Raw genomic sequence first — 19,676 nt, forward strand, 5'->3', positions numbered from 1 at the left:
AATAGGAGTTTTTTATGTCCAGTCATTATAAATATCCTCTTATTTTCACGGCTTCCCTATTATTGGCTTTCTGCTTGATCTTTTTTTCCTATCAGCTGATTCATTATGTGCGATTGGAGTATCCGAACTGGCAGGGAGAAAGCAAAGATCGGAATTGGGAAGCTGTTTTCACAAAAAATGAAGATGCACCGAATGAATACAGCGGCAATCTTTATTGGATCGGTGATACAGATAAAGCAGACAGCACTTATGTGGAATCACTGATTGTAAAAAAAGATGATGAGGTTCTACTGAGCTCTGATACAGAAATCCCCATACGAGATTATTCCGGCGGCACTTCTCGCGATGGAAGCGCAAAAGAGGAGTCCGTTTCTTTTTTAGAGCGATTAGATGAACATGAGCTTGAAGGCCATGATATTACGATTGAAGTGAAATGGAAGCAAGGTAATCATTATTCCGCAAGTCAGTTTACCCTTAATGAAAAGACCTTATTTGATTAAAAGCAGGGATTCTCATAGAGGTCCCTGCTTTCTGCTTACAAGTGATCCGGTAAATGATATAGATACATCTTTAAAGCGTCTGTATGTCCATTTAATACAGCTAATGTTTTTGAATGGGGATTTGTATAAATCATCGGCTTATCTTGTTCACCCATTCTCTCATTAACCTGAAAAGCCAGTCTCTCTTTATGAATCGAAAATTGTGCATTGACCCCCTCCTTATTCCCTCGGGCATCCACCCTTACCCATTTTCTAACAGAAGAAAGATATACAGCGTTTAAAGCATGAATGCAATAACCTTTGTCCGGCGTATCGAACAGCATTAATCTTTGATAACAGAATCCTGTTGGAATTCCTTCTCCGCGCAGTAAGGCAGCGAAAAGATTTGATTTGGCATAGCAAATCCCCTCTTTGAATCTCAGAACATCTGAAGCATGACAAGTAACTCGTTTGCTTTGAATATCCCATGAATGTGATATTTCATCCCTTACGAACTCAAAAGCAATTTTCGCTTTGTCCATTTCTGTTTGAGATGAATGAAAAAGTTCAGCTGCCTTCTCCTTTATCATGGGATGGGAATAATCAACTTCTTTCGACTCACAAACATAATCACTCAGCCGGCCTGATTCACAAATCATCTTCACTTAACCCACTCCCTTTTCCTCAATTTTCCGTCATCCTCTTATTCTTGTAAATCCAATCTTTAAAATCGATTAACACTAGCTTAACAGTTTAAAAATATAATGGGGTTGTCATTGAGATTCATCTATTTTTAGGAGGTTATCCAGTTGAAAAAATTCCCGAAGAAATTACTGCCTATCGCGGTTTTATCATCTATTGCGTTCAGCAGCTTAGCCAGCGGCAGTGTGCCTGAAGCCAGCGCCCAGGAAAAGAAAAAGGGGAATCAAGACGAAATTAAGAATGTTATCGTTCTGATTGGTGATGGTATGGGTGTGTCCTATACGTCTGCTCATCGCTATTTAAAAGATAATAAAAAGACAAAGTTTGTAGAGTCTACCGCTTTTGATCAATACCTTGTCGGCCAGCAGACGACTTATCCTGAAGATCCAGAACAAAACGTAACAGATTCTGCATCTGCAGCAACGGCTATGTCAGCCGGGATCAAAACATATAACAATGCGATTGCTGTGGATAACGATGGTTCAGAAGCCAAAACAGTACTTGAAGCGGCGAAAGAGAAAGGAAAATCAACAGGACTTGTGGCCACTTCAGAAATTACACACGCCACTCCGGCTTCTTTCGGTTCACACGATCACAGCCGAAAAAATATGAACTCGATTGCCGATGATTATTTTGATGAAATGGTCAACGGCAAGCACAAAATTGATGTCCTTCTAGGTGGAGGAAAAAGCAATTTTGACCGCAAGGACCGCAATTTGATCAAGGAATTCAAAAAAGCGGGATACAGCTATGTGGATAACCGCAAGGACATGCTGAAAAATAAAGACAGCCAAGTTCTCGGCCTATTCGCTGACGGCGGCCTGCCTAAAAAGATTGACCGCACGAAGGACATTCCTTCATTAAAAGATATGACAAACACAGCGATTAAAAAATTAAGCAGGGATAAAGACGGATTCTTCCTCATGGTGGAAGGCAGCCAGATTGACTGGGCGGGGCATGACAATGATATCGTCGGCGCCATGAGTGAAATGGAGGACTTCGAACAAGCTTATAAGGCGGCTCTTGATTTCGCCAAAAAGGACAAGCACACATTGGTTGTGGCAACGGCTGACCACTCGACCGGCGGATACTCCATCGGTGCAGACGGCATCTACAACTGGTTCAGTGAACCAATTAAAGCCGCAAAACGCACACCTGACTTTATGGCAGAAAAAATCGCTGACGGCGCAGATGTTGAAAAAACATTAAAAACGTATATTGACCAAAAGAAATTGGCTTTAACTGAATCAGAAATCCAATCTGTTAAAAAAGCCGCAAAATCGAAAGAAGTGCTTGAAATCGATAATGCGATCGAGGAGATTTTCAATAAACGCTCTCACACTGGATGGACGACAGGCGGACATACTGGTGAAGATGTTCCCGTCTATGCGTACGGACCGTCTAGTGAGACATTTGCCGGCCAAATCGATAATACACAAATCGCTAAAAATGTCTTCAAGGCTTTACAATACAACATTAAGATTAACGATAAGTAAAAGAATACAAGGTGTCCTGTTGCTTGTATGAAGTAACGGGCTCTCTTTTTAATGGAGGAATCATCATGAAAAGAATTCTTTCAATTTTTGTTTTTGCCATCGTGCTTGCGGGCTGCTCATCGAACGCCAATACAGAAAAACAAAGTGCGGGCGGAGAGCAAGCGGTAAAAGCCACACCGCAAAGCACATCATCTCAAAAAGACAGTATAGATGAGTATCAGCCTAATTCCCAAGTAACTGATGACCGGTCATTGCTGAAGGTTGGCCAAACGTTTTCTGATGACAAGGGAAAAGCTGTTTTAAAGGATATCAAGCAAGTGAATCAAACCTATCAGATTGGCGACGTGGAGTTAACAGTAAAAGAAATGAAGCTGATCCATTTGCGTCCGGATTACAGCATGATTGATTATTTTCATGTGTTAACACATGATGAAGAGTTTGATTTCGTTAAGGTCTTCGTTGACATTAAGAACACATCTTCTAAGAAAGTAAATGTTGCGCCGATTGCCTTGATGAAAACAAATACAGGGGAAACCTTTGATTGGAACAAAGACATTTATCTTGAAGAGTTAAATGGCGAATTGGAAGGCGGAGCCGAAAAGTCCGGAAATCTCGGCTTTATTGTGAACGCATCAAGCGGCCATGCACATGACGAAGATGCTGATGATAAGAAGAAAGAAAAAGAGATCAAGTGGATCGAAATCACAACAAGTGACGTCTTTGACCACAACCATAAGAAAATCAGTGATGCTCAAAAAATCAAAATCAAGTTTTAAATGAAGAACTCCCGTACCAGATACGGGAGTTCTTTGCTTATTTGTTTTTTTGACGAATGAATTCATCAATCCGCTCCATCACTTCATCCATATTCATAGACTCTTGGAAGCTTTGATTGATTTTTTTAATACCTTCCGTATATTGATCGTGATGCAAAACCTCATCTACGCCCTGTTTTAATTTTTGTACATCGACTTCATCTTTCGAAATGACATAGCCTGCATGGAGTTCAGAGAGACGCTGCGCCACCATCGGCTGATCCTTGTCATGAGGCATGACAACCAGAGGCACATTGAAATGAATGCCTTCATTTACGCTGTTCATTCCGCCGTGTGTAATGAACACATCGGCATGCTCCAGCACTTCCAGCTGAGGGACATATGGGGCGATGATAAAGTTTTCCGGCGCCTTCTTTAATTTGGTCAGGTCCGCTTTTTCTCCGGCAGCGATGACGACTTTTCCGTTAAAGCCAGAAAATGCATCAATACAAAGGTTGAAAAATTCCTCCGTATTGTCCAGAACAGTCCCCATTGAAATATAAATGACCTTTTCATCTTTTAACTGTTCAATCGGGAAATCTGATTTTTCCGCTCTCTTTGGAAAGCTGGGGCCGATAAACAGACATTCATCCCCGAAACGATCGCTTTCAGGCTGAAAATAACGGCTTGTATACACTACATTCAATTCCCCTTTATTGTTCATGAATTGAACCAGGTTTTTCGGGGCAACACCGTACGTTTCTTTCATTTTTGCCAAAAGGTCTTCGCACTCTTGATCCAACTCAAGCGGGGCTCCAGACTCAGGATGCAGCGGCAGGATTTTCAGATGCTCTTCGCCAAACAGGAAGGACGCTGATGAAGCAACCCCTGGAATATCTAAGTAATCCCTCACCAATTCCCCCGCGCCGAATTTATCATAATACACAAAATCAAATTGAATGCTCTTAGATAAGTCTTTCACAATTTGTAAAATATCCAGCGAGGTTTTGATATGGATTTTCAAGAAATCAAGAATGCCATTGGGCGAACCGACATGAATAGGTGTTGTTCGCAGCAGATCCCGGTGAAGATGGACAGTTGCTCCCGCCGCTTCTAATCGTTTTTTGTATTTTTCAGTGGAAATATAATGGACGTCATATCCCTTATCAGAAAACACTTTTGTGATGCCTAAGGTAGGATTCACATGGCCTTCCGCAGGAAAATTTAAAATCAATACTGTCTTCATTTAGACAACTCCCTCTCACATCGTATTCTGAATCTTTGTTTGATCAGACTACTACTAATCGTAAAATGGAGACGTAATCCCACGCAAGGGACAAATGATTGAACTATTCTGCTCCTCTAGACTGAAGCAAAAAAAGACACCGAGCCCTGGTGCCTTTTTTTATACCTTTCTGATCGTAAAAAATTTCCGCAGAAGCCATGGGCCTGGCGTGAAGCCCAAGGTTAACTGCCAAGCGCCTATAGCCTGCAACCGGTATTCGCGGACGATCTGCATCTTCCGGCTCATGCTCCTGACATCTTCGAACCATACCTCATGCGTTCGCCCCTGCTGATCACTGTACCGGAAAAACGGTGATTGATATTCGGCTGAATATTGTATCGGGGTTTGGTACCTCATCGCTGTTTTGATTGCGTTTTGATTTGAAATAGCTGAAGCAACTGTGCCTGGCTGGTATGGGATGATCCAGTCGTACCCGTAGAGCGGAACTCCGATAATGATTTTTCTGCTCGGCACCTGCGCAATCGCAAACTCAATGGTTCTCCTGATCTCAGTAATCGGTGCTACAGGGCCCGGCTCACTTCCGGCATGATGCCAATCATAAGCCATGATAAACATATAATTGACAACCGCTCCTATTCCTCCGTAATCGTAGCCTCTCAGCCATGGGATATTATCGCTTGTTTTTGCCGGAACAGCTATCGTCAGCACATACCCTCCCGCCTGAAGACGATCTCTCAGCTGACGTAAAAACCCAGTGAAAAGATCACGATCCGCGGCGCTCACCTGTTCAAAATCGATTGTGACACCGCCATATCCCCTTGTGGAGACTAAGTAATAAATATTGTTAACTAGATTGGTTCTTGCTGTCGGATTGTTCAAGACTTGGTGAACGAGTTCTGTACTGAAGCCTTCTGATGTAAGGTTTGTTATGGTGGCAAGCGGCGTCACTCGTCTTTGCCATGTTGTCTCAATAGCGGCCGCATCATTCAGTTGGTTTGCAATGTCGCCGTTAGGTGCAATATGGTATTCGAAAATTGAAATCGAAGACGAGTATGGTGCATAATCATTGATTAATTCCCGATCGAGGTCAGGGTTTCGGAGGACGTAAAAACTTAACGTTCCCGCAATGTAATTTGAGATAGAAGGAATCGTTATTTTTGCTCCCGCTTGTAATGCATTTGGACTGATGCCAGGGTTTGCGGCCCGCAGTCGCTCTAAGGGAACAAACGCTTTTGCCGCAATGGCGGTCAGCGTGTCTCCCGGCTGGACTGTATATACATAAAGAGGGATAAGAAGAGCCTGCCCCGGCACGATATTCGTTTCGTCTAACCCATTCACACCCCGGATTTGATCAACAGAAGCACCGTAACTTCTGCCTATGGAAAACAAAGAATCACCAGGCCGGACGATATGGATAAACATGTTTAACCCCCATTATTCGTTAATAAATCCATCATAAAATGTTATTAACGGGAGCCATTTTATATGTTTGTGAAAACAAAAAAACCAAGGAGCAGCTCCCCTTGGTACTGTGATCACGCAAATCAATTCTCTTTTCCTTCTTCAAGCACTCGCTTCAAATGCTCACAGTCATGATTGAAATGAGCCATCACATACTGTTTGGCTGCTTCCTTGTTTTTCTTTTTCACTTCTTCCAATATGTTGCGGTGCTCACTCAGTATCGTTTCTGCACGGTGGTCGCCAGTATAATTAAGGATTCTGCAAAAGTGAATCAGATCATTTACATGCTCAAGCAAATTTTTCAAATGTCTGTTATGGCTAAAATCAACAAGCAGCTCATGAAACTTTTGGTTTAAATGGATGATTTCCGTATCTTCCATTCCGTTGTGAATGGCTTTTTCTGTTTCTTCAAGCTGTTTTTCAAGCATGACAAGCTCTTTCTCATCCGCTTCGTCTATGACTAACTCGACTGCCAGCTGCTCCAGCGGAATTCTGATTTTATAAATCTCATCTACATCTTTTGCCGTTAACGACGTGATAGAAAATCCATTTCGGTCATCTGCTTTTAACAAACCGTCTTTCTCAAGCAGCCGCATGGCCTCTCTTATCGGAGAGCGGCTGACGCCAAAGCTTTTCGCCAGCTGTGTTTCATTTATCCGTTCCCCCGGCTTAAAAGTCCCGTTGAAGATCATTTTTTTCAGCTGGTTATAAAATTGCAGGTAGTAAGGAGTCGGTTTGTCTAATTTAAAATCGTCCATATATAATACCTCTTTTGAATATATTCAGGGGCTTTTCTTTATCAAAATCATATAACAGATGGTAATGGGAAGCAACAAACTGCCTTGTCAGATCTCAGAATTTGAGGTACGATATGTTTGCTGAACGACGGTCGACGGACTACTGGCAACCGAAAAACTGTCATGTTTTTCTTCGTCAATAGGACACTATACCTCCGCCAGAATAGCGCACTATTACTTTTTTAGATCTTTTCAATGGAGGAAAAAATATGCTCATTATTCTTGTTATGTTTCTTCTCGGAATTATTTTAGGCTTTATTGGTGCCGGAGGAGCAGGCTTTGTCATTGCTCTTTTAACGCTTCTTTTCCATATCCCGATTCATACGGCTTTAGGCACTTCTCTCGCTGGCATGGCTTTTACAAGCTTATCAGGGGCATACAGCCATTATCGCGAGGGCAACATTCAAATGAAAATCGGCTTAATAGTCGGATGCTTTGCTGCGGTTGGCTCATTTTTCGGCGCCAAGCTGACATCTTTCATTCCGGCTGATTTGCTTCATTATTTGACGGCGGGAATGTTATTTTTATCAGCGATTCTCATTTTAATCAGATTATTTCTTTTAAAAGAGAAGGCTCAAGTGAATCAAAGCTCTCTTTCAACGTATACGAGAGCGGTCATCTTAGGAATTGTAGCAGGCGTTCTTTCCGGCACATTCGGCATCGGGTCGGCGCCTTTTATTCAAATCGGTTTAATGATTATGCTGAACCTGTCCATCCGCCATTCTGTCGGAACGACTATGCTTGTGATCATCCCTCTCGCTATAGGAGGAGGCATCGGATATATCACAGAAGGATTTGTCGATTATGTATTGCTGATCAAGGTTCTTGTCGGCACAATGTGCGGTGCCTATGTAGGCGCGAAATTCACCAACCTCATGCCAAAGGTGGTCTTAAAATCAGCCATCTTCTTGACTCCTGCGATTGCGGGCCTGCTGTTGTTATTCTAAATAAAATAAAAAAACCTGACGTCATGTCAGGTTTTTTTTATGAGTTTTGCTCTGCTCGTTCTTTCGTTAATCCAAAAAACGCCAGTGCGCCGATGACCGCTGTCACAAACATGATCGCTCCCATCGGAATGGCTGTCGTCTCGTTAATGCCTACAAGCGGCGACACGATCGAACCGAGAAGGAGCGGGAGCATTCCGAGCAGCGCACTTGCACTTCCGGCACGGTGCCCCTGCCTCTCCATGGCAAGCGTAAACGTGCTGGTCAGAACCATGCCGATCGTAATCATGTAAATGAAAATAGATATGACTAATGTAGCGAGAGGGCCGTGAATCATGGTCATGGTCAAAAGCACAGCAGTCGCAATCATAGCCGTAATGACCGCCATGCGAAGCAAGCTCTTTTCATGAATGATTCCGCCAAAGCGCCCGATAATAAAGCTGCCCGATATAATTGCCAGGCCGTTAATGCCGAAAAGAATACTAAACACCTGAGGCGACACTCCATAGATATCCTGGTATACAAAAGGCGTACCGGACACATATGCAAAGCTTCCCCCATGAATAAACCCGACCGTTAACGCGTACCCCATAAAGGATCGATCCTTCAGCAGGCTGCCCATCGTTTTAACAGATGTTCCGATTGAGCTTGGAATCCGTTTTTCTGGCGGCAGCGTTTCTTTTAACCTCAATGCAATCAGAAGAACAAGTAAAAATCCGATGATCGTTAGCACGTGAAAGATCGTATGCCACGTTGCGAACGGCAAAAGTAAAATGGCACCGCCTGTCATTGGCGCAACCATTGGCGCAACGGCTGTAATGACCATTAACAGCGAGAAAAATTTAGAAAGCTCTCTTCCGGTAAACACATCGCGGACGATTGCGCGAGACAGCACAAGCCCTGCGGAAGCGGTAAATCCCTGTAAAAAACGCGCAGCCACTAATGTTGTAATATTGGGCGACAGCGCACAAAACAGAGAAGATAATGCAAATAAAAAAATACAGATTAATAGCGGTTTCCGTCTTCCCTGCGCGTCACTGACCGGCCCGACAATCAGCTGGCCGATCGTAAGCCCGACCAGACAGGCTGTTAAACTTAACTGTACAAGTGAAGCACTTGCTGATAAATCATCCGCGATTTCAGGAAAACTTGGCAAATACATATCTATATTAAGCGGGCCCAATATAGCAAGCATACCGAGCAGAAACGCCAATGCCAAGCGTTCTTTTCCAGTTGGATTGTGCAGCATGTTATCAAACCTTCCCTTCAACCTAGTCCCTTATATAAAATCGATGTCAACTCCAGCGGTGGATTGGAGCTGTAAAACATTTGTATATTGTATCATAACTTTCAGCCTGTGAAAGCAGCTTTAAAGCTTGAACGAAAGACACAAAAAAATCAGGGTCTTCTGCCCTGATCTAGTGAGTTCCGATCCTGTTGTACTATACCCATAATCGCAAACCCGCCATAAGAAGAACACCGCTGATCACAGTAATGGATAAACTTTTTGTTTTCATCGCAATCAAGAGAGTCGGGATCAAGATGACGGCTGCGGGCCAATTCAATTGAAGAGAATCACTAGACTGAATCATACAATCCTTTACGACAAGCGCTGTCAATATACACACCGGCACATAGGAAAGCCACTTGAGCACGGGCTCCGGCAAAGTAATATTCCGAACAACTAAAAAGGGAATGATGCGGGGAATCATTGTGACTAGCGCACAGCCGATAATCACCATCAAGATGTATGTATTGATACTCATTTATCCGTCACCACCCCGATTGTGGCTACGATGAACGTTGATATGATGACCGCAAGATGAGACGGCATAAAGAAAGAAAAAACAACCATGGCAATCACCATATAGATAATGAGACATACATAATGTTTAAGCTTCGCCGGCACAACATGTTCTAGTTGAAGAACCAGCAGCGCTAAAAACATAGCCGTCACCGCAAAATCTAGTCCGAACGATTCCGGATGGGTAATCCACTTGCCAAAAACAGCACCCGCCGCACAAGACAGCACCCAGCACGCATATGCTGTAAGATTTAAACCGAACATCCAGCGATCGTTAATCGGCTCGTTTTTGACAATCTTATTTGAAGCGACACCAAACGATTCATCTGTGACCATCATGCCGATTCCTACATTTTTCGCCAGTGAATACTTTGAAAAATGAGGAGCGAGCGCGGCACTTAATAGAAAATTCCGTAAATTCACAATAAACGTAGTCAGAATAATGGCGGACATCGGGCTGTTCGCCGCTAACAATGCACACATAATGAATTGGGCGCCGCCTGCAAAAACCAATCCTGACATGAACACAATTTCCATCACGCTTAAATGCGACGCAACCCCCACGATTCCGAGAGCTAAGCCTACACTAATGTAACCGACCAGCGTCGGAACACAATCTTGAAACCCCTGCAGGAATGTTGGCTCGTCAGTTTTTGCATGAGTCATTTCTTTTTCAGATATCATTCTGTTCTCCTCCTCGTCTAATATATTATACACACGTATGCTATAACTTACAACAAAATGTGATAACAGACTTCCATATGTTATAATAAAGCGAATATGGACGTAAGGAGATACATGTATGGATGATATCCAAGCCATTATCGCAATGAATTTAGTCAAGCTTAGAAAAAATAGGAACCTGACTCTTGATCAAGTTTCTGAATTAACGGGTGTCAGTAAAGCGATGCTCGGACAAATCGAAAAAGGGAAATCAACCCCGACTGTCACCACGCTATGGAAGATCGCAAACGGGCTTCAAGTATCCTTTTCTGTATTTCTGAAAGAAGACAAGCCGAAAGTTAGAAAAATCAATCTGCAGGATATCGAACCTGTTACAGATAATGAAGAAAACTACAGCGTCTATCCTTTTTTCCCCTACAATCCTGAAACAAAGTTTGAAATTTACGTTGTTGATCTGAAACCTGGATGTATACATGAAGCAAAAACACATTTAGGAGAAGAATATATTTTAATTAAAGAAGGCGAATTAACAGTCATTCTGCAGGGTCAGGAGCATACGCTCTCCTCTGGAGACGCCTTGCAGTTTACAGGGGCAACCCCGCACAGCTATATCAATTCATCTGAAGAAACGGCCAGTTTTTTTCTGCTGATGTACTATCCGGAGCCGCAAGGATGACTAACAACCTCCCAGTTAAATACGCTGGGAGGTTTTTCGAATATGCAAATGGCTTGCAAGATGAAATCAATCGTTGTATATTAGTTGACGTGTCAATCATTGATATATCAATTAATAGTTTTGACAAGAAGGAAGGGATGGGTTTTGGTGTCATTTTGTTCAGAGGAAGCCGAGATTTTATATCAGCTGCAAGGCGTGAACAAGGTGATTGGCGTGAAGTTCGAGGCATGCACGGGCATCAGCCAATCTCGTTTGGAATTGCTGACATTGCTTTATCATGCAGATGAGATCAGTCAAAGCGACCTTCAAAAGAAAGTAAATATTGATAGCGCCGCCGTTACTAGACACCTGAAACAGCTGGAAGCCAAAGGCATGGTATCAAGACGGCGCAAGCCTGAAGACAACCGCATCACCCTTGTTCGGTTAACAGACCAAGGGAGAGAGCGAATCGAGTCTTCGAAGAAAGAAAAGGAGCGTTTCATGAAGGAAATGCTCGCAAATGTAAGTGCAGACGAGCGCCGCCTGCTCATTGACGTGCTGGCGCGTATGCGGAACAACATAGACAATATTGAAGCATAAGAGGAGTGTATCAACATGATCAAAACAAACGATTTTATGGAGATTATGAAAGGCCGCCGTTCTATTCGCAACTATGATCCGACAGTGAAAATCAGCAAAGAAGAAATGACAGAGATCTTAGAAGAAGCAACAACTGCTCCATCTTCTGTCAACGCGCAGCCATGGCGTTTTCTCGTCATTGACAGCCCGGAAGGAAAAGAAAAGCTCGCACCGCTTGCAAGCTTTAACCAAACTCAAGTCACAACATCATCTGCCGTCATTGCTGTATTTGCAGACATGAACAATGCAGACTACTTAGAAGAAATCTATTCAAAAGCCGTGGAACTCGGTTACATGCCGCAGGAGGTCAAAGACAGACAAATCGCCGCGCTGACCGCTCATTTTGAAAAGCTTCCGGCACAGGTGAACCGCGAAACGATCCTGATTGACGGAGGTCTTGTTTCCATGCAGCTGATGCTGACTGCACGTGCACACGGCTACGATACAAACCCGATCGGCGGATACGATAAAGAAAACATCGCGGAAACGTTCGGATTAGATAAAGAACGTTATGTACCGGTCATGCTTCTTTCTATCGGAAAAGCAGCAGACGAAGGCTATGCTTCCTACCGTCTGCCGATTGATAAAATTGCAGAATGGAAATAAAACAAAGAGCCCAGACCTATTTTCTGGGCTCTTTTTATTAACAATCTGAAGAAAAGAGTGATGAACAATTCATCACTCTTCTCTCTGTTATTCTTTGATTTTCTTCCTGCCAAACGGCCACCAGTTGCCTTCGCCAAAAGTCATGATGATTGCCGGAATGAAGAGCGGGAGAATGACAAGGCCGTAAAGCAGCAGCCCGATAATGATGACACTTGCCACCTGCATCAGCGTATTGACACCTGAAGGCATCATCGCCGCGAACGTTCCGGCCAAAATAATGGCCGCCGTAATAATGACGGATCCCATTTTGCTCATTGATCTGACAACACCTTGCGCAATGCCGAGGTGCACCTCTTCCTTAAATCGGTCCAGCAAGAAGATCGAATAATCCACGCCTAATGCGATCAAGATGACAAAGCTGAAAAACGGTACTGCCCAGCTGACGCCTGCGTTACCTAAGCCGTTTACAAAAATTAATTCTGTTATGGATATCGACGTATAGTACGTCAGCAGCAGTGACGCAATCATATAAATCGGCATGATCATTGAACGGAACAAAATCGTTAACACGATAAACAGGCCAATAATCATGATCACCATTGTTCTGGAGAAGTCCGTTGTGGACAGCTCTTTTAAGTCTGCATTTACACTTGTGACCCCGCCGTATACGATCTGTGCATCCTCGAGAGGAGTGCCGTCAACTTCGTTTGCTACAGCTTTTTTGATTTGGTTTATTGTTGTAATGGCTTGTTCTGAATAAGGATTAGAGTCCAGGACGACGCTTAATTGTACGCCTTTGCCGTCTGCAAAGGAATATTGGTCAATTGACTTCTTAAAGTCTTTATCCTTCATGACTTGATCAGGAATGAATATGCCTGTATCCCTTACGGTTGAGCTTTTGCTCATGTCCTCTAACATATCACTGGAAGCTGTAATGCCGTCAGAGATTTTCGTCAGGCCATCATTTGCACTCTTCACGCCCCCGGCAAGCTGCTGCAGGCTTTCTGTCAGCGTTCCGGCTTGTGCTTGCTGGCCTGAGAGCTGCTGATTCGCTTGTTCAAGTCCGGTTTGAATCTGTCCAAGCTGTCCGCTGATTGCCGTAAGCTGCTGCACAGTCTGTGCAGTATTGCCGGTTTGGGAAATCTGTTTGCTCACGAGCTGCAGCTGCTGATTGATTTTGCCCAATCCGTCTGCCGCATCGCCCAGTGAACCGCTGGACCTGCTATTTGAGGCTGAGCCGGTTTGCCCCGCCATTTGATTCAACCCGTTTTCTATATCCGTTAAACCGCTTTGGACATCAGCGATTCCTTTTACCGTCTTATCCAGTCCGTCTGAAACCGAGCCTAGCTGTTTATCAATATATAAATCTTTGATTTTTTCACCAGTCGGCTGTGTGATGGTCATGACAGAGTCAACATGTTCGACTTTCTCGATCGCTTTGCTGATATTTCCGAGATAAGGGATTGTATCAGCTGTTGTAAGATCTTTGTCTCCTTTCACGACAACATTGATCGGGAACGCTTTCCCTTCACCGAATCCATCCTTGATGGCCTCGAGAGCTTTTACTGATTTATAATCACTGCTGATTTCCGCAGTCGAATCAAATGAAATCTGGTCATCATAGGTCAAAATGAACGGTAGCGTGATAATCACCGTGATGACAATAAACAGAAACGGACGCACAACAGAATGCCTGCCGAGAAACGCCCATAATTTGTTGTCACTGTGCGACAGCACTTTCTTAGAAGGCCAAAATAATTTTTCACCCAACGTTACCATAAATAATGGAAGCAGTGTATAGAGGATGACCATTAAGATCCCTACACCGACTGCGACTCCTACTGCAGATTGGAAAATCGCAAACTTTGCAAATCCTAAGGCGGAAAATCCGATCAATACCGCAAATCCGCTGATAAATAAGGTTTTTCCCCCTGTACGGTAAGCGATAAGCGCCGCTTCTTTTTTGTCATGCCCGTTTGCTAACTCTTCACGGAATCGGGTAAGAAGCAGAATGCAGTAATCTGTTCCGATCCCGAACAGGATGGCGACTAAGAAGGTTTGCGTAAACGTCGAGATAGGAAAATCAACATTGTACACAAGGATGCCCAGTATGGATTGACTGATCAGATAAGAGAAACCGACAACTACAATCGGGATAAAAGGCGTCACAACAGATCGAAACACGATCAGCAGTAAACCGATGATCAAGCAGACTGTGATCACTTCCGTTTTCTTGAGCCCTTCCTCTGAGCTGTGAGCGAAATCCTGATTGATGAGAGAGGCTCCCGTAATATATGCAGTCAAATCATCAGGAACGATTTTATAAATGTCATCCGCGATTTTTTCCGCTTTTTTATCAGAACCTGTAATCGTGACAGGAATAAGAAGCGTTTTCTTGTCTTTTGAAATCAATTGGTCTTTGACTTCTTTTTCCGCTGTCAGAGGAGATGTTACTTCTTCTACACCGTCGATCTTTTTGACTTTATCGATCATTGTCCGGAGCTGATCCTCTGTTTCTTCCTTCAAAGCGTGGTCTAATGTAAAGACTATACTGATCGAATTATTGTCTTCTCCCGCTTGTTTTAAAATGGCATTTGCTCTTTCTGAAACAGCATCTGCAGGAAGCTGGGCCTGCCCCTTTTGATTGGCCAGCTCCGTTAAGTTCGGAGAAAACAAACTCAAAACGACGGTAAGTACTAATATAACCGCTGCAATTGCCCACTTGAATTTGATGATTGCTCTCATTCTGCAGAATCTCCTCCTTTAAATTTGCTTTTTAGAATGGTGAATATCTCTATGATAGAATTTAAGTGTTTCTCATCTATATCATCGATCAGCTCTTTGAGAGCGTTAAAAATGGCAGAATCTAATTCTTCCAATATGGTTTCACCGCTGGTTGTGATGTTAATAAGCTTAGAGCGCTTATCACTTTTCGCCGGACAGTCATCCCATTCAACCAATCCCTTATCGAGCAGCTTTTTCAGTCTGTTAGAAATCGCGCTTTTATGTACATTTTGATACATGGCTAGGCTGCCAGGAGAGGTTGGGCCCTTGACTTTTAAAATTTTTAACAGGTCTGCCTGTTCCCTTGAGATATGCTTGAAGACATCCTGATTGATTTCATGATGCACAAACTCTGTCCCTTCAAGTAATACTTCCACAAACAGGTTTATTGCCTGACATAGCTTTTGTTCATTCAACATCTTCCCCTCCTCATTATAGTTTACCCCTCTAAACTTTATGATCAATGCCAATTAGTTTATACCCCTAAACTATATCTGTCAACATATTTTATTTACGAACACCTTATCAAGAACGCTTGTTCGTGTATAATAGACATTAGAAACACGAAAGGGGAAATTTAACATGTCAGATTTTTCATTACAATTGTATGAATATAACGTCTGGGCCAATCAGCAAATATTCAACCGATTAAAAGAGCTTCCAAAAGAAGTATATCGCCAAGAAATTCAAAGCGTGTTTCCGTCGATATCCCATGTGTTGTCTCATGTTTATCTTTCTGATCTCGGCTGGATTGAAGTGTTTTCCGGCCAAAGCATGACCGATGCTTTGGCATTAGCTGAACAGCTCAAAGAACAGACAGAGGCAAAAGAAATGGAGGAAATGGAAGCCCTGTTTCTGACGTTATCCGAGCGCTATACATTATTTTTACAGCAAAAAGAACAGCTCAATAAGCCCCTTCAGATTCAAAACCCCTCAGGCGGAATTATGAAAACGACTGTTTCTGAGCTGGTTCCCCACGTTGTCAATCACGGGACTTACCACCGCGGCAATATCACAGCAATGCTGCGGCAGACAGGCTACCCATCCGCTCCGACAGATTATGGGCTCTACCTGTACATGAAAAAAACAGAAATGGCATAAAAGAAAGCGGCTCCTAAGTGAGCCGCTTTTTTTATGATGGAACGTTCAAAAACATTAAAATTTCTTTTCATATTTTCTGTATAGTAAAAAAGATATAAATTTTAGTGTTATAATAATCATTAAAAATATATTGCTGACTCAATAAACAATTTTTCAATGGAGGAACACACAAAGTGACAGACGACATGACGAAAGACAATATAAATCAGCAAAAATTGGAGAGAGGCTTGAAAAACAGGCACATCCAGCTCATCGCCATCGGCGGAGCCATTGGAACGGGCTTATTTCTCGGCTCCGGAAAATCGATTCATTTTGCTGGACCGTCTATTCTATTTGCTTACATGATCACAGGGATCATTTGCTTTTTAATTATGAGATCTCTGGGTGAATTGCTGTTATCGAATTTGAACTATCACTCTTTTGTTGATTTTGTACAAGACTATTTAGGCGATATGGCAGCCTTTATCACCGGCTGGACCTATTGGTTCTGCTGGATTTCGATTGCAATGGCTGATCTGACAGCCGTCGGGCTCTACACTCAATATTGGCTCCCGGGTGTGCCGCAATGGGTGCCCGGCTTAATCGCTCTGATCATATTACTGATAATGAACCTGGCAACCGTCAAGCTTTTTGGAGAATTAGAATTTTGGTTTGCGTTAATTAAAGTCATTGCCATTTTGGCACTGATCGTCATTGGCCTTGTGATGATATTTAAAGGTTTTTCCACAAGCACTGGGGTCTCCAGTTTCACAAATCTCTGGAGCCACGGAGGTATGTTCCCGAATGGCATGCACGGGTTTATCCTATCGTTCCAGATGGTTGTGTTTGCCTTTGTCGGCATTGAGCTGGTCGGACTGACAGCCGGTGAAACAGAAAACCCTGAAAAAGTAATCCCTAAGGCGATCAACAATATCCCTGTCCGGGTGTTGCTTTTCTATATCGGTGCTCTTCTCGTGATTATGAGTATCTATCCTTGGAATGTCATCAATCCCAGCGAGAGCCCATTCGTACAGGTGTTTGTCGCGGTTGGCATCGTCGGGGCAGCAAGCATTATCAACTTTGTTGTACTGACATCCGCTGCTTCAGCATGCAATAGCGCTGTATTCAGTACAAGCCGTATGGTCTATTCCCTTGCGAAAGATCATAATGCGCCTGAATCAATGGCGAAACTGACTCCGCGTAAAGTACCTAGAAATGCGTTGTTCTTTTCAGCTATCGTGATTTTAATCGGTGTTACGTTAAACTACATCATGCCAGAAGGCGTATTCACCCTGATCACAAGCATTTCAACCGTCTGCTTTATCTATATTTGGGGTATTACGGTCATCTGCCATATGAAATACCGTAAAACAAGACCTGAATTAGCAAAAACAAACAAGTTTAAGCTTCCGCTTTATCCGTTTACAAATTACCTGATTCTTGCGTTCCTGGCGTTTATCCTAGTTGTGCTGGCATTGGCTCAGGATACTCGTGTTTCCTTATTTGTCACGCCGGTTTGGTTTATTTTGCTGATTGTGATTTATAAAGTGAGAAAAGCGAAGCATCAATAAGATTCGCAGCTCCTGCCTCAGAAATGAGAGCAGGAGTTTTTTTAATGAAAATAAATGACAAATGACCTTTGCTTTTGAATTTGAAGTTATGCTATAGTGTGTGTAATCAAAACAAGAAGGGATGATGGGTGGACAATGATTAACTAATCTTATTTTTACCGTTTGAAATCAATATTTCAAATCAGAAAAAATAGGATTAGTCTGCCCATTTTCTATATATACGACATTGCTATTTATGAATAATAGCTTATTTGATCATGCAACGGCGCGGCTAATCCTTCCAACACATTTGGGAGGATTTTTTTATTCTCCCTTTAAAGCGAGGGATATGAATGAAAGAGATCGTAACATTAACAAATGTAAGCTATGAAGTGAAGGATATGACTGTTTTTAAAAACGTAAATGCCAGTATTCAGCAGGGAGATATCATTGGGATTATCGGCAAAAATGGCGCTGGGAAATCTACGCTGCTGCACCTCATACACAATGACTTATCTCCTGCACAGGGACAAATCCTTCGGCAGGGTTTAAAAATGACGTTGGTTGAACAGGAAACCGCGTCGTATTGCTTTGCGGATCAGACGCCTGCCGAAAAGAAATTACTGGAGAAATGGCGTGTGCCCGTCCGGGATTTCCAACAGTTAAGCGGCGGTGAAAAACTGAAAGCACGGCTGGCGAAAGGACTATCAGAGGATGCAGATCTTTTACTATTAGATGAACCGACAAACCACCTTGATAAAGAAAGCTTGCAATTTCTCATTCAACAGCTGAAAAGTTATAGAGGCACTGTGATTCTTGTTTCCCATGATCGTTATTTTTTAGACGAAGCTGCAACAAAAATATGGTCGCTTGAAGCTCAAACCCTGATTGAATTCAAAGGAAATTACTCTGGGTATATGAAGTACCGAGAAAAGAAAAGACTCGCCCAGCAGCGTGAATATGAAAAGCAGCAAAAAATGGTTGAACGGATTGAAGCACAAATGAATGAGCTTGCTTCATGGTCGGAAAAAGCCCACGCCCAATCGACGAAAAAGGAAGGGTTTAAAGAATATCACCGTGTGAAAGCGAAGCGTACGGATGCCCAGGTTAAATCTAAGCGGAAGCGGCTTGAACAAGAACTGGAAAAAGTAAAGGCGGAACCCGTTGAGCCGGAATATACTGTCCGCTTTTCAATTGATACAACCAAAAAAACAGGAAAACGTTTTTTAGAAGTTCAGCATGTAACGAAGGCTTTTGGCGAAAGAACCCTGTTTAAAAACGCACATTTTACAATTCAGCACGGCGAAAAGGTTGCGATCATAGGCCCCAATGGCAGCGGAAAAACAACATTACTGAAAATCATTCTGGGACAGGAAACCGCTGAGGGAAGTGTGTGGGTGTCACCGTCCGCAAATATCGGCTATTTAACGCAGGAGGTGTTTGATTTACCTTTAGAACAAACACCGGAAGAGTTATTTGAGAATGAAACATACAAAGTAAGAGGGCACGTTCAAAATCTGATGAGGCACTTAGGTTTTACTGCTTCCCAATGGACTGAGCCAATCAAGCATATGAGTATGGGTGAACGTGTAAAGGTCAAGCTGATGGCATATATTCTGGAGGAGAAAGACGTGCTGATTTTAGATGAGCCGACAAACCATCTCGACCTGCCGTCACGCGAACAACTGGAAGAAACACTGTCACACTATAGCGGCACATTGCTGGCGGTTTCACATGACCGATACTTTCTCGAAAAAACAACAAACAGTAAACTCGTCATCTCGGACAATGGCATCGAAAAGCAATTGAGTAACGTTCCATCAGAAAGAAATGACCGGGAAGAGCTTCGTTTAAAGCTTGAAACAGAAAGACAAGAAGTGCTGGGAAAGCTCAGTTTTATGACGCCGAATGATAAAGAGTACGAGGAGCTTGATCAGGCTTTCAATGAGCTTACGAAACGAATGAAAGAGCTGGATCAGTAGCGTGTAAGGGAT

The 19,676-nt window shown here is 43.0% G+C and carries 19 protein-coding genes; 10 read left to right on the plus strand and 9 right to left on the minus strand.

What is annotated here, in order from left to right:
• Positions 1-14: 14 nt before the first annotated feature.
• Positions 15-500, plus strand: a complete 486-nt coding sequence (locus AC0DBE_RS09775) for a YdhH/YoaO family protein (protein WP_072183057.1) — start codon at positions 15-17, stop codon at positions 498-500.
• 35 nt (positions 501-535) lie between these two features.
• Here the strand turns inward: AC0DBE_RS09775 and AC0DBE_RS09780 are convergent, their stop codons facing one another.
• Positions 536-1,144: a transglutaminase-like domain-containing protein gene (locus AC0DBE_RS09780; RefSeq protein ID WP_326199691.1), complete on the minus strand. Its 609-nt coding sequence runs from the start codon at positions 1,142-1,144 to the stop codon at positions 536-538.
• Positions 1,145-1,288: 144 nt separating this feature from the next.
• On the opposite strand from AC0DBE_RS09780, the gene phoB reads away from it, so the two are divergent.
• Complete coding sequence (phoB, locus tag AC0DBE_RS09785) at positions 1,289-2,677, plus strand: alkaline phosphatase PhoB (RefSeq protein ID WP_472961971.1); 1,389 nt, start codon at positions 1,289-1,291, stop codon at positions 2,675-2,677.
• A 65-nt stretch (positions 2,678-2,742) separates the two neighbouring features.
• Positions 2,743-3,453 (plus strand): membrane lipoprotein lipid attachment site-containing protein, encoded by a 711-nt coding sequence (locus AC0DBE_RS09790; protein WP_041520872.1) that lies wholly within the window; start codon positions 2,743-2,745, stop codon positions 3,451-3,453.
• Positions 3,454-3,490: 37 nt separating this feature from the next.
• Here AC0DBE_RS09790 and AC0DBE_RS09795 read toward each other — a convergent pair whose 3' ends face one another.
• The 3 genes from AC0DBE_RS09795 to AC0DBE_RS09805 all read right to left on the minus strand — a co-directional run bounded on the left by AC0DBE_RS09795 (position 3,491) and on the right by AC0DBE_RS09805 (position 6,897).
• On the minus strand, positions 3,491-4,678 hold the full coding sequence (locus AC0DBE_RS09795) for a glycosyltransferase (RefSeq protein ID WP_326199694.1): 1,188 nt from the start codon (positions 4,676-4,678) through the stop codon (positions 3,491-3,493).
• A 159-nt stretch (positions 4,679-4,837) separates the two neighbouring features.
• Complete coding sequence (locus AC0DBE_RS09800; protein WP_014112853.1) at positions 4,838-6,100, minus strand: glycoside hydrolase family 18 protein; 1,263 nt, start codon at positions 6,098-6,100, stop codon at positions 4,838-4,840.
• A 122-nt stretch (positions 6,101-6,222) separates the two neighbouring features.
• Positions 6,223-6,897 (minus strand): GntR family transcriptional regulator, encoded by a 675-nt coding sequence (locus AC0DBE_RS09805; RefSeq protein WP_041520871.1) that lies wholly within the window; start codon positions 6,895-6,897, stop codon positions 6,223-6,225.
• Between the two features lie 248 nt (positions 6,898-7,145).
• Between AC0DBE_RS09805 and AC0DBE_RS09810 the strand changes: the two genes are divergently transcribed.
• On the plus strand, positions 7,146-7,883 hold the full coding sequence (locus AC0DBE_RS09810) for a sulfite exporter TauE/SafE family protein (RefSeq protein WP_014112851.1): 738 nt from the start codon (positions 7,146-7,148) through the stop codon (positions 7,881-7,883).
• A gap of 37 nt (positions 7,884-7,920) precedes the next feature.
• Here the strand turns inward: AC0DBE_RS09810 and AC0DBE_RS09815 are convergent, their stop codons facing one another.
• From AC0DBE_RS09815 to AC0DBE_RS09825, 3 genes are all read right to left on the minus strand, one after another.
• The gene (locus AC0DBE_RS09815; protein WP_014112848.1) at positions 7,921-9,129 is read right to left on the minus strand and encodes a Bcr/CflA family efflux MFS transporter; all 1,209 of its coding nucleotides are present in this window, start codon (positions 9,127-9,129) and stop codon (positions 7,921-7,923) included.
• Positions 9,130-9,322: 193 nt separating this feature from the next.
• Positions 9,323-9,646, minus strand: coding sequence for an AzlD domain-containing protein (locus tag AC0DBE_RS09820; RefSeq protein ID WP_326198134.1), 324 nt, complete (start codon positions 9,644-9,646; stop codon positions 9,323-9,325).
• Positions 9,643-10,368 (minus strand): AzlC family ABC transporter permease, encoded by a 726-nt coding sequence (locus AC0DBE_RS09825; RefSeq protein ID WP_326198133.1) that lies wholly within the window; start codon positions 10,366-10,368, stop codon positions 9,643-9,645. The genes AC0DBE_RS09820 and AC0DBE_RS09825 overlap by 4 nt, the downstream gene beginning before the upstream one ends.
• A gap of 118 nt (positions 10,369-10,486) precedes the next feature.
• Between AC0DBE_RS09825 and AC0DBE_RS09830 the strand changes: the two genes are divergently transcribed.
• The 3 genes from AC0DBE_RS09830 to AC0DBE_RS09840 all read left to right on the plus strand — a co-directional run bounded on the left by AC0DBE_RS09830 (position 10,487) and on the right by AC0DBE_RS09840 (position 12,268).
• The gene (locus AC0DBE_RS09830; protein ID WP_072565825.1) at positions 10,487-11,044 is read left to right on the plus strand and encodes a helix-turn-helix domain-containing protein; all 558 of its coding nucleotides are present in this window, start codon (positions 10,487-10,489) and stop codon (positions 11,042-11,044) included.
• Positions 11,045-11,128: 84 nt separating this feature from the next.
• Entirely contained in the window at positions 11,129-11,623 is a 495-nt protein-coding gene (locus AC0DBE_RS09835) for a MarR family transcriptional regulator (protein ID WP_472961975.1), read from the plus strand.
• A gap of 15 nt (positions 11,624-11,638) precedes the next feature.
• Complete coding sequence (locus AC0DBE_RS09840; protein ID WP_472961977.1) at positions 11,639-12,268, plus strand: nitroreductase family protein; 630 nt, start codon at positions 11,639-11,641, stop codon at positions 12,266-12,268.
• An 87-nt stretch (positions 12,269-12,355) separates the two neighbouring features.
• Here AC0DBE_RS09840 and AC0DBE_RS09845 read toward each other — a convergent pair whose 3' ends face one another.
• Positions 12,356-15,013, minus strand: coding sequence for an MMPL family transporter (locus AC0DBE_RS09845; protein WP_472961979.1), 2,658 nt, complete (start codon positions 15,011-15,013; stop codon positions 12,356-12,358).
• Positions 15,010-15,468, minus strand: a complete 459-nt coding sequence (locus AC0DBE_RS09850) for a MarR family transcriptional regulator (RefSeq protein ID WP_041521136.1) — start codon at positions 15,466-15,468, stop codon at positions 15,010-15,012. The genes AC0DBE_RS09845 and AC0DBE_RS09850 overlap by 4 nt, the downstream gene beginning before the upstream one ends.
• Positions 15,469-15,634: 166 nt before the next feature.
• Here AC0DBE_RS09850 and dinB point away from each other — a divergent pair, with 166 nt between their 5' ends.
• From dinB to vmlR, 3 genes are all read left to right on the plus strand, one after another.
• Entirely contained in the window at positions 15,635-16,153 is a 519-nt protein-coding gene (gene dinB / locus AC0DBE_RS09855) for a damage-inducible protein DinB (RefSeq protein ID WP_014112839.1), read from the plus strand.
• Between the two features lie 173 nt (positions 16,154-16,326).
• Positions 16,327-17,703: an amino acid permease gene (locus tag AC0DBE_RS09860; protein WP_014112838.1), complete on the plus strand. Its 1,377-nt coding sequence runs from the start codon at positions 16,327-16,329 to the stop codon at positions 17,701-17,703.
• Between the two features lie 332 nt (positions 17,704-18,035).
• Positions 18,036-19,664: an ABC-F type ribosomal protection protein VmlR gene (gene vmlR, locus AC0DBE_RS09865; protein WP_472961981.1), complete on the plus strand. Its 1,629-nt coding sequence runs from the start codon at positions 18,036-18,038 to the stop codon at positions 19,662-19,664.
• Positions 19,665-19,676: the final 12 nt, after the last annotated feature.

The organism is Bacillus sp. VA15 (assembly GCF_055721145.1).

Excerpts from the sequence above, each read along its gene's own strand:
- AC0DBE_RS09820 (WP_326198134.1), bottom strand. The coding sequence starts at position 9,646 with ATGAGTATCAATACATACATCTTGATGGTGATTATCGGCTGTGCGCTA.
- AC0DBE_RS09840 (WP_472961977.1), top strand. The coding sequence starts at position 11,639 with ATGATCAAAACAAACGATTTTATGGAGATTATGAAAGGCCGCCGTTCT.
- AC0DBE_RS09815 (WP_014112848.1), bottom strand. The coding sequence starts at position 9,129 with ATGCTGCACAATCCAACTGGAAAAGAACGCTTGGCATTGGCGTTTCTG.
- AC0DBE_RS09775 (WP_072183057.1), top strand. The coding sequence starts at position 15 with ATGTCCAGTCATTATAAATATCCTCTTATTTTCACGGCTTCCCTATTA.
- AC0DBE_RS09805 (WP_041520871.1), bottom strand. The coding sequence starts at position 6,897 with ATGGACGATTTTAAATTAGACAAACCGACTCCTTACTACCTGCAATTT.
- vmlR (WP_472961981.1), top strand. The coding sequence starts at position 18,036 with ATGAAAGAGATCGTAACATTAACAAATGTAAGCTATGAAGTGAAGGAT.
- AC0DBE_RS09810 (WP_014112851.1), top strand. The coding sequence starts at position 7,146 with ATGCTCATTATTCTTGTTATGTTTCTTCTCGGAATTATTTTAGGCTTT.
- AC0DBE_RS09795 (WP_326199694.1), bottom strand. The coding sequence starts at position 4,678 with ATGAAGACAGTATTGATTTTAAATTTTCCTGCGGAAGGCCATGTGAAT.
- AC0DBE_RS09800 (WP_014112853.1), bottom strand. The coding sequence starts at position 6,100 with ATGTTTATCCATATCGTCCGGCCTGGTGATTCTTTGTTTTCCATAGGC.
- AC0DBE_RS09825 (WP_326198133.1), bottom strand. The coding sequence starts at position 10,368 with ATGATATCTGAAAAAGAAATGACTCATGCAAAAACTGACGAGCCAACA.
- AC0DBE_RS09830 (WP_072565825.1), top strand. The coding sequence starts at position 10,487 with ATGGATGATATCCAAGCCATTATCGCAATGAATTTAGTCAAGCTTAGA.
- AC0DBE_RS09845 (WP_472961979.1), bottom strand. The coding sequence starts at position 15,013 with ATGAGAGCAATCATCAAATTCAAGTGGGCAATTGCAGCGGTTATATTA.
- AC0DBE_RS09790 (WP_041520872.1), top strand. The coding sequence starts at position 2,743 with ATGAAAAGAATTCTTTCAATTTTTGTTTTTGCCATCGTGCTTGCGGGC.
- dinB (WP_014112839.1), top strand. The coding sequence starts at position 15,635 with ATGTCAGATTTTTCATTACAATTGTATGAATATAACGTCTGGGCCAAT.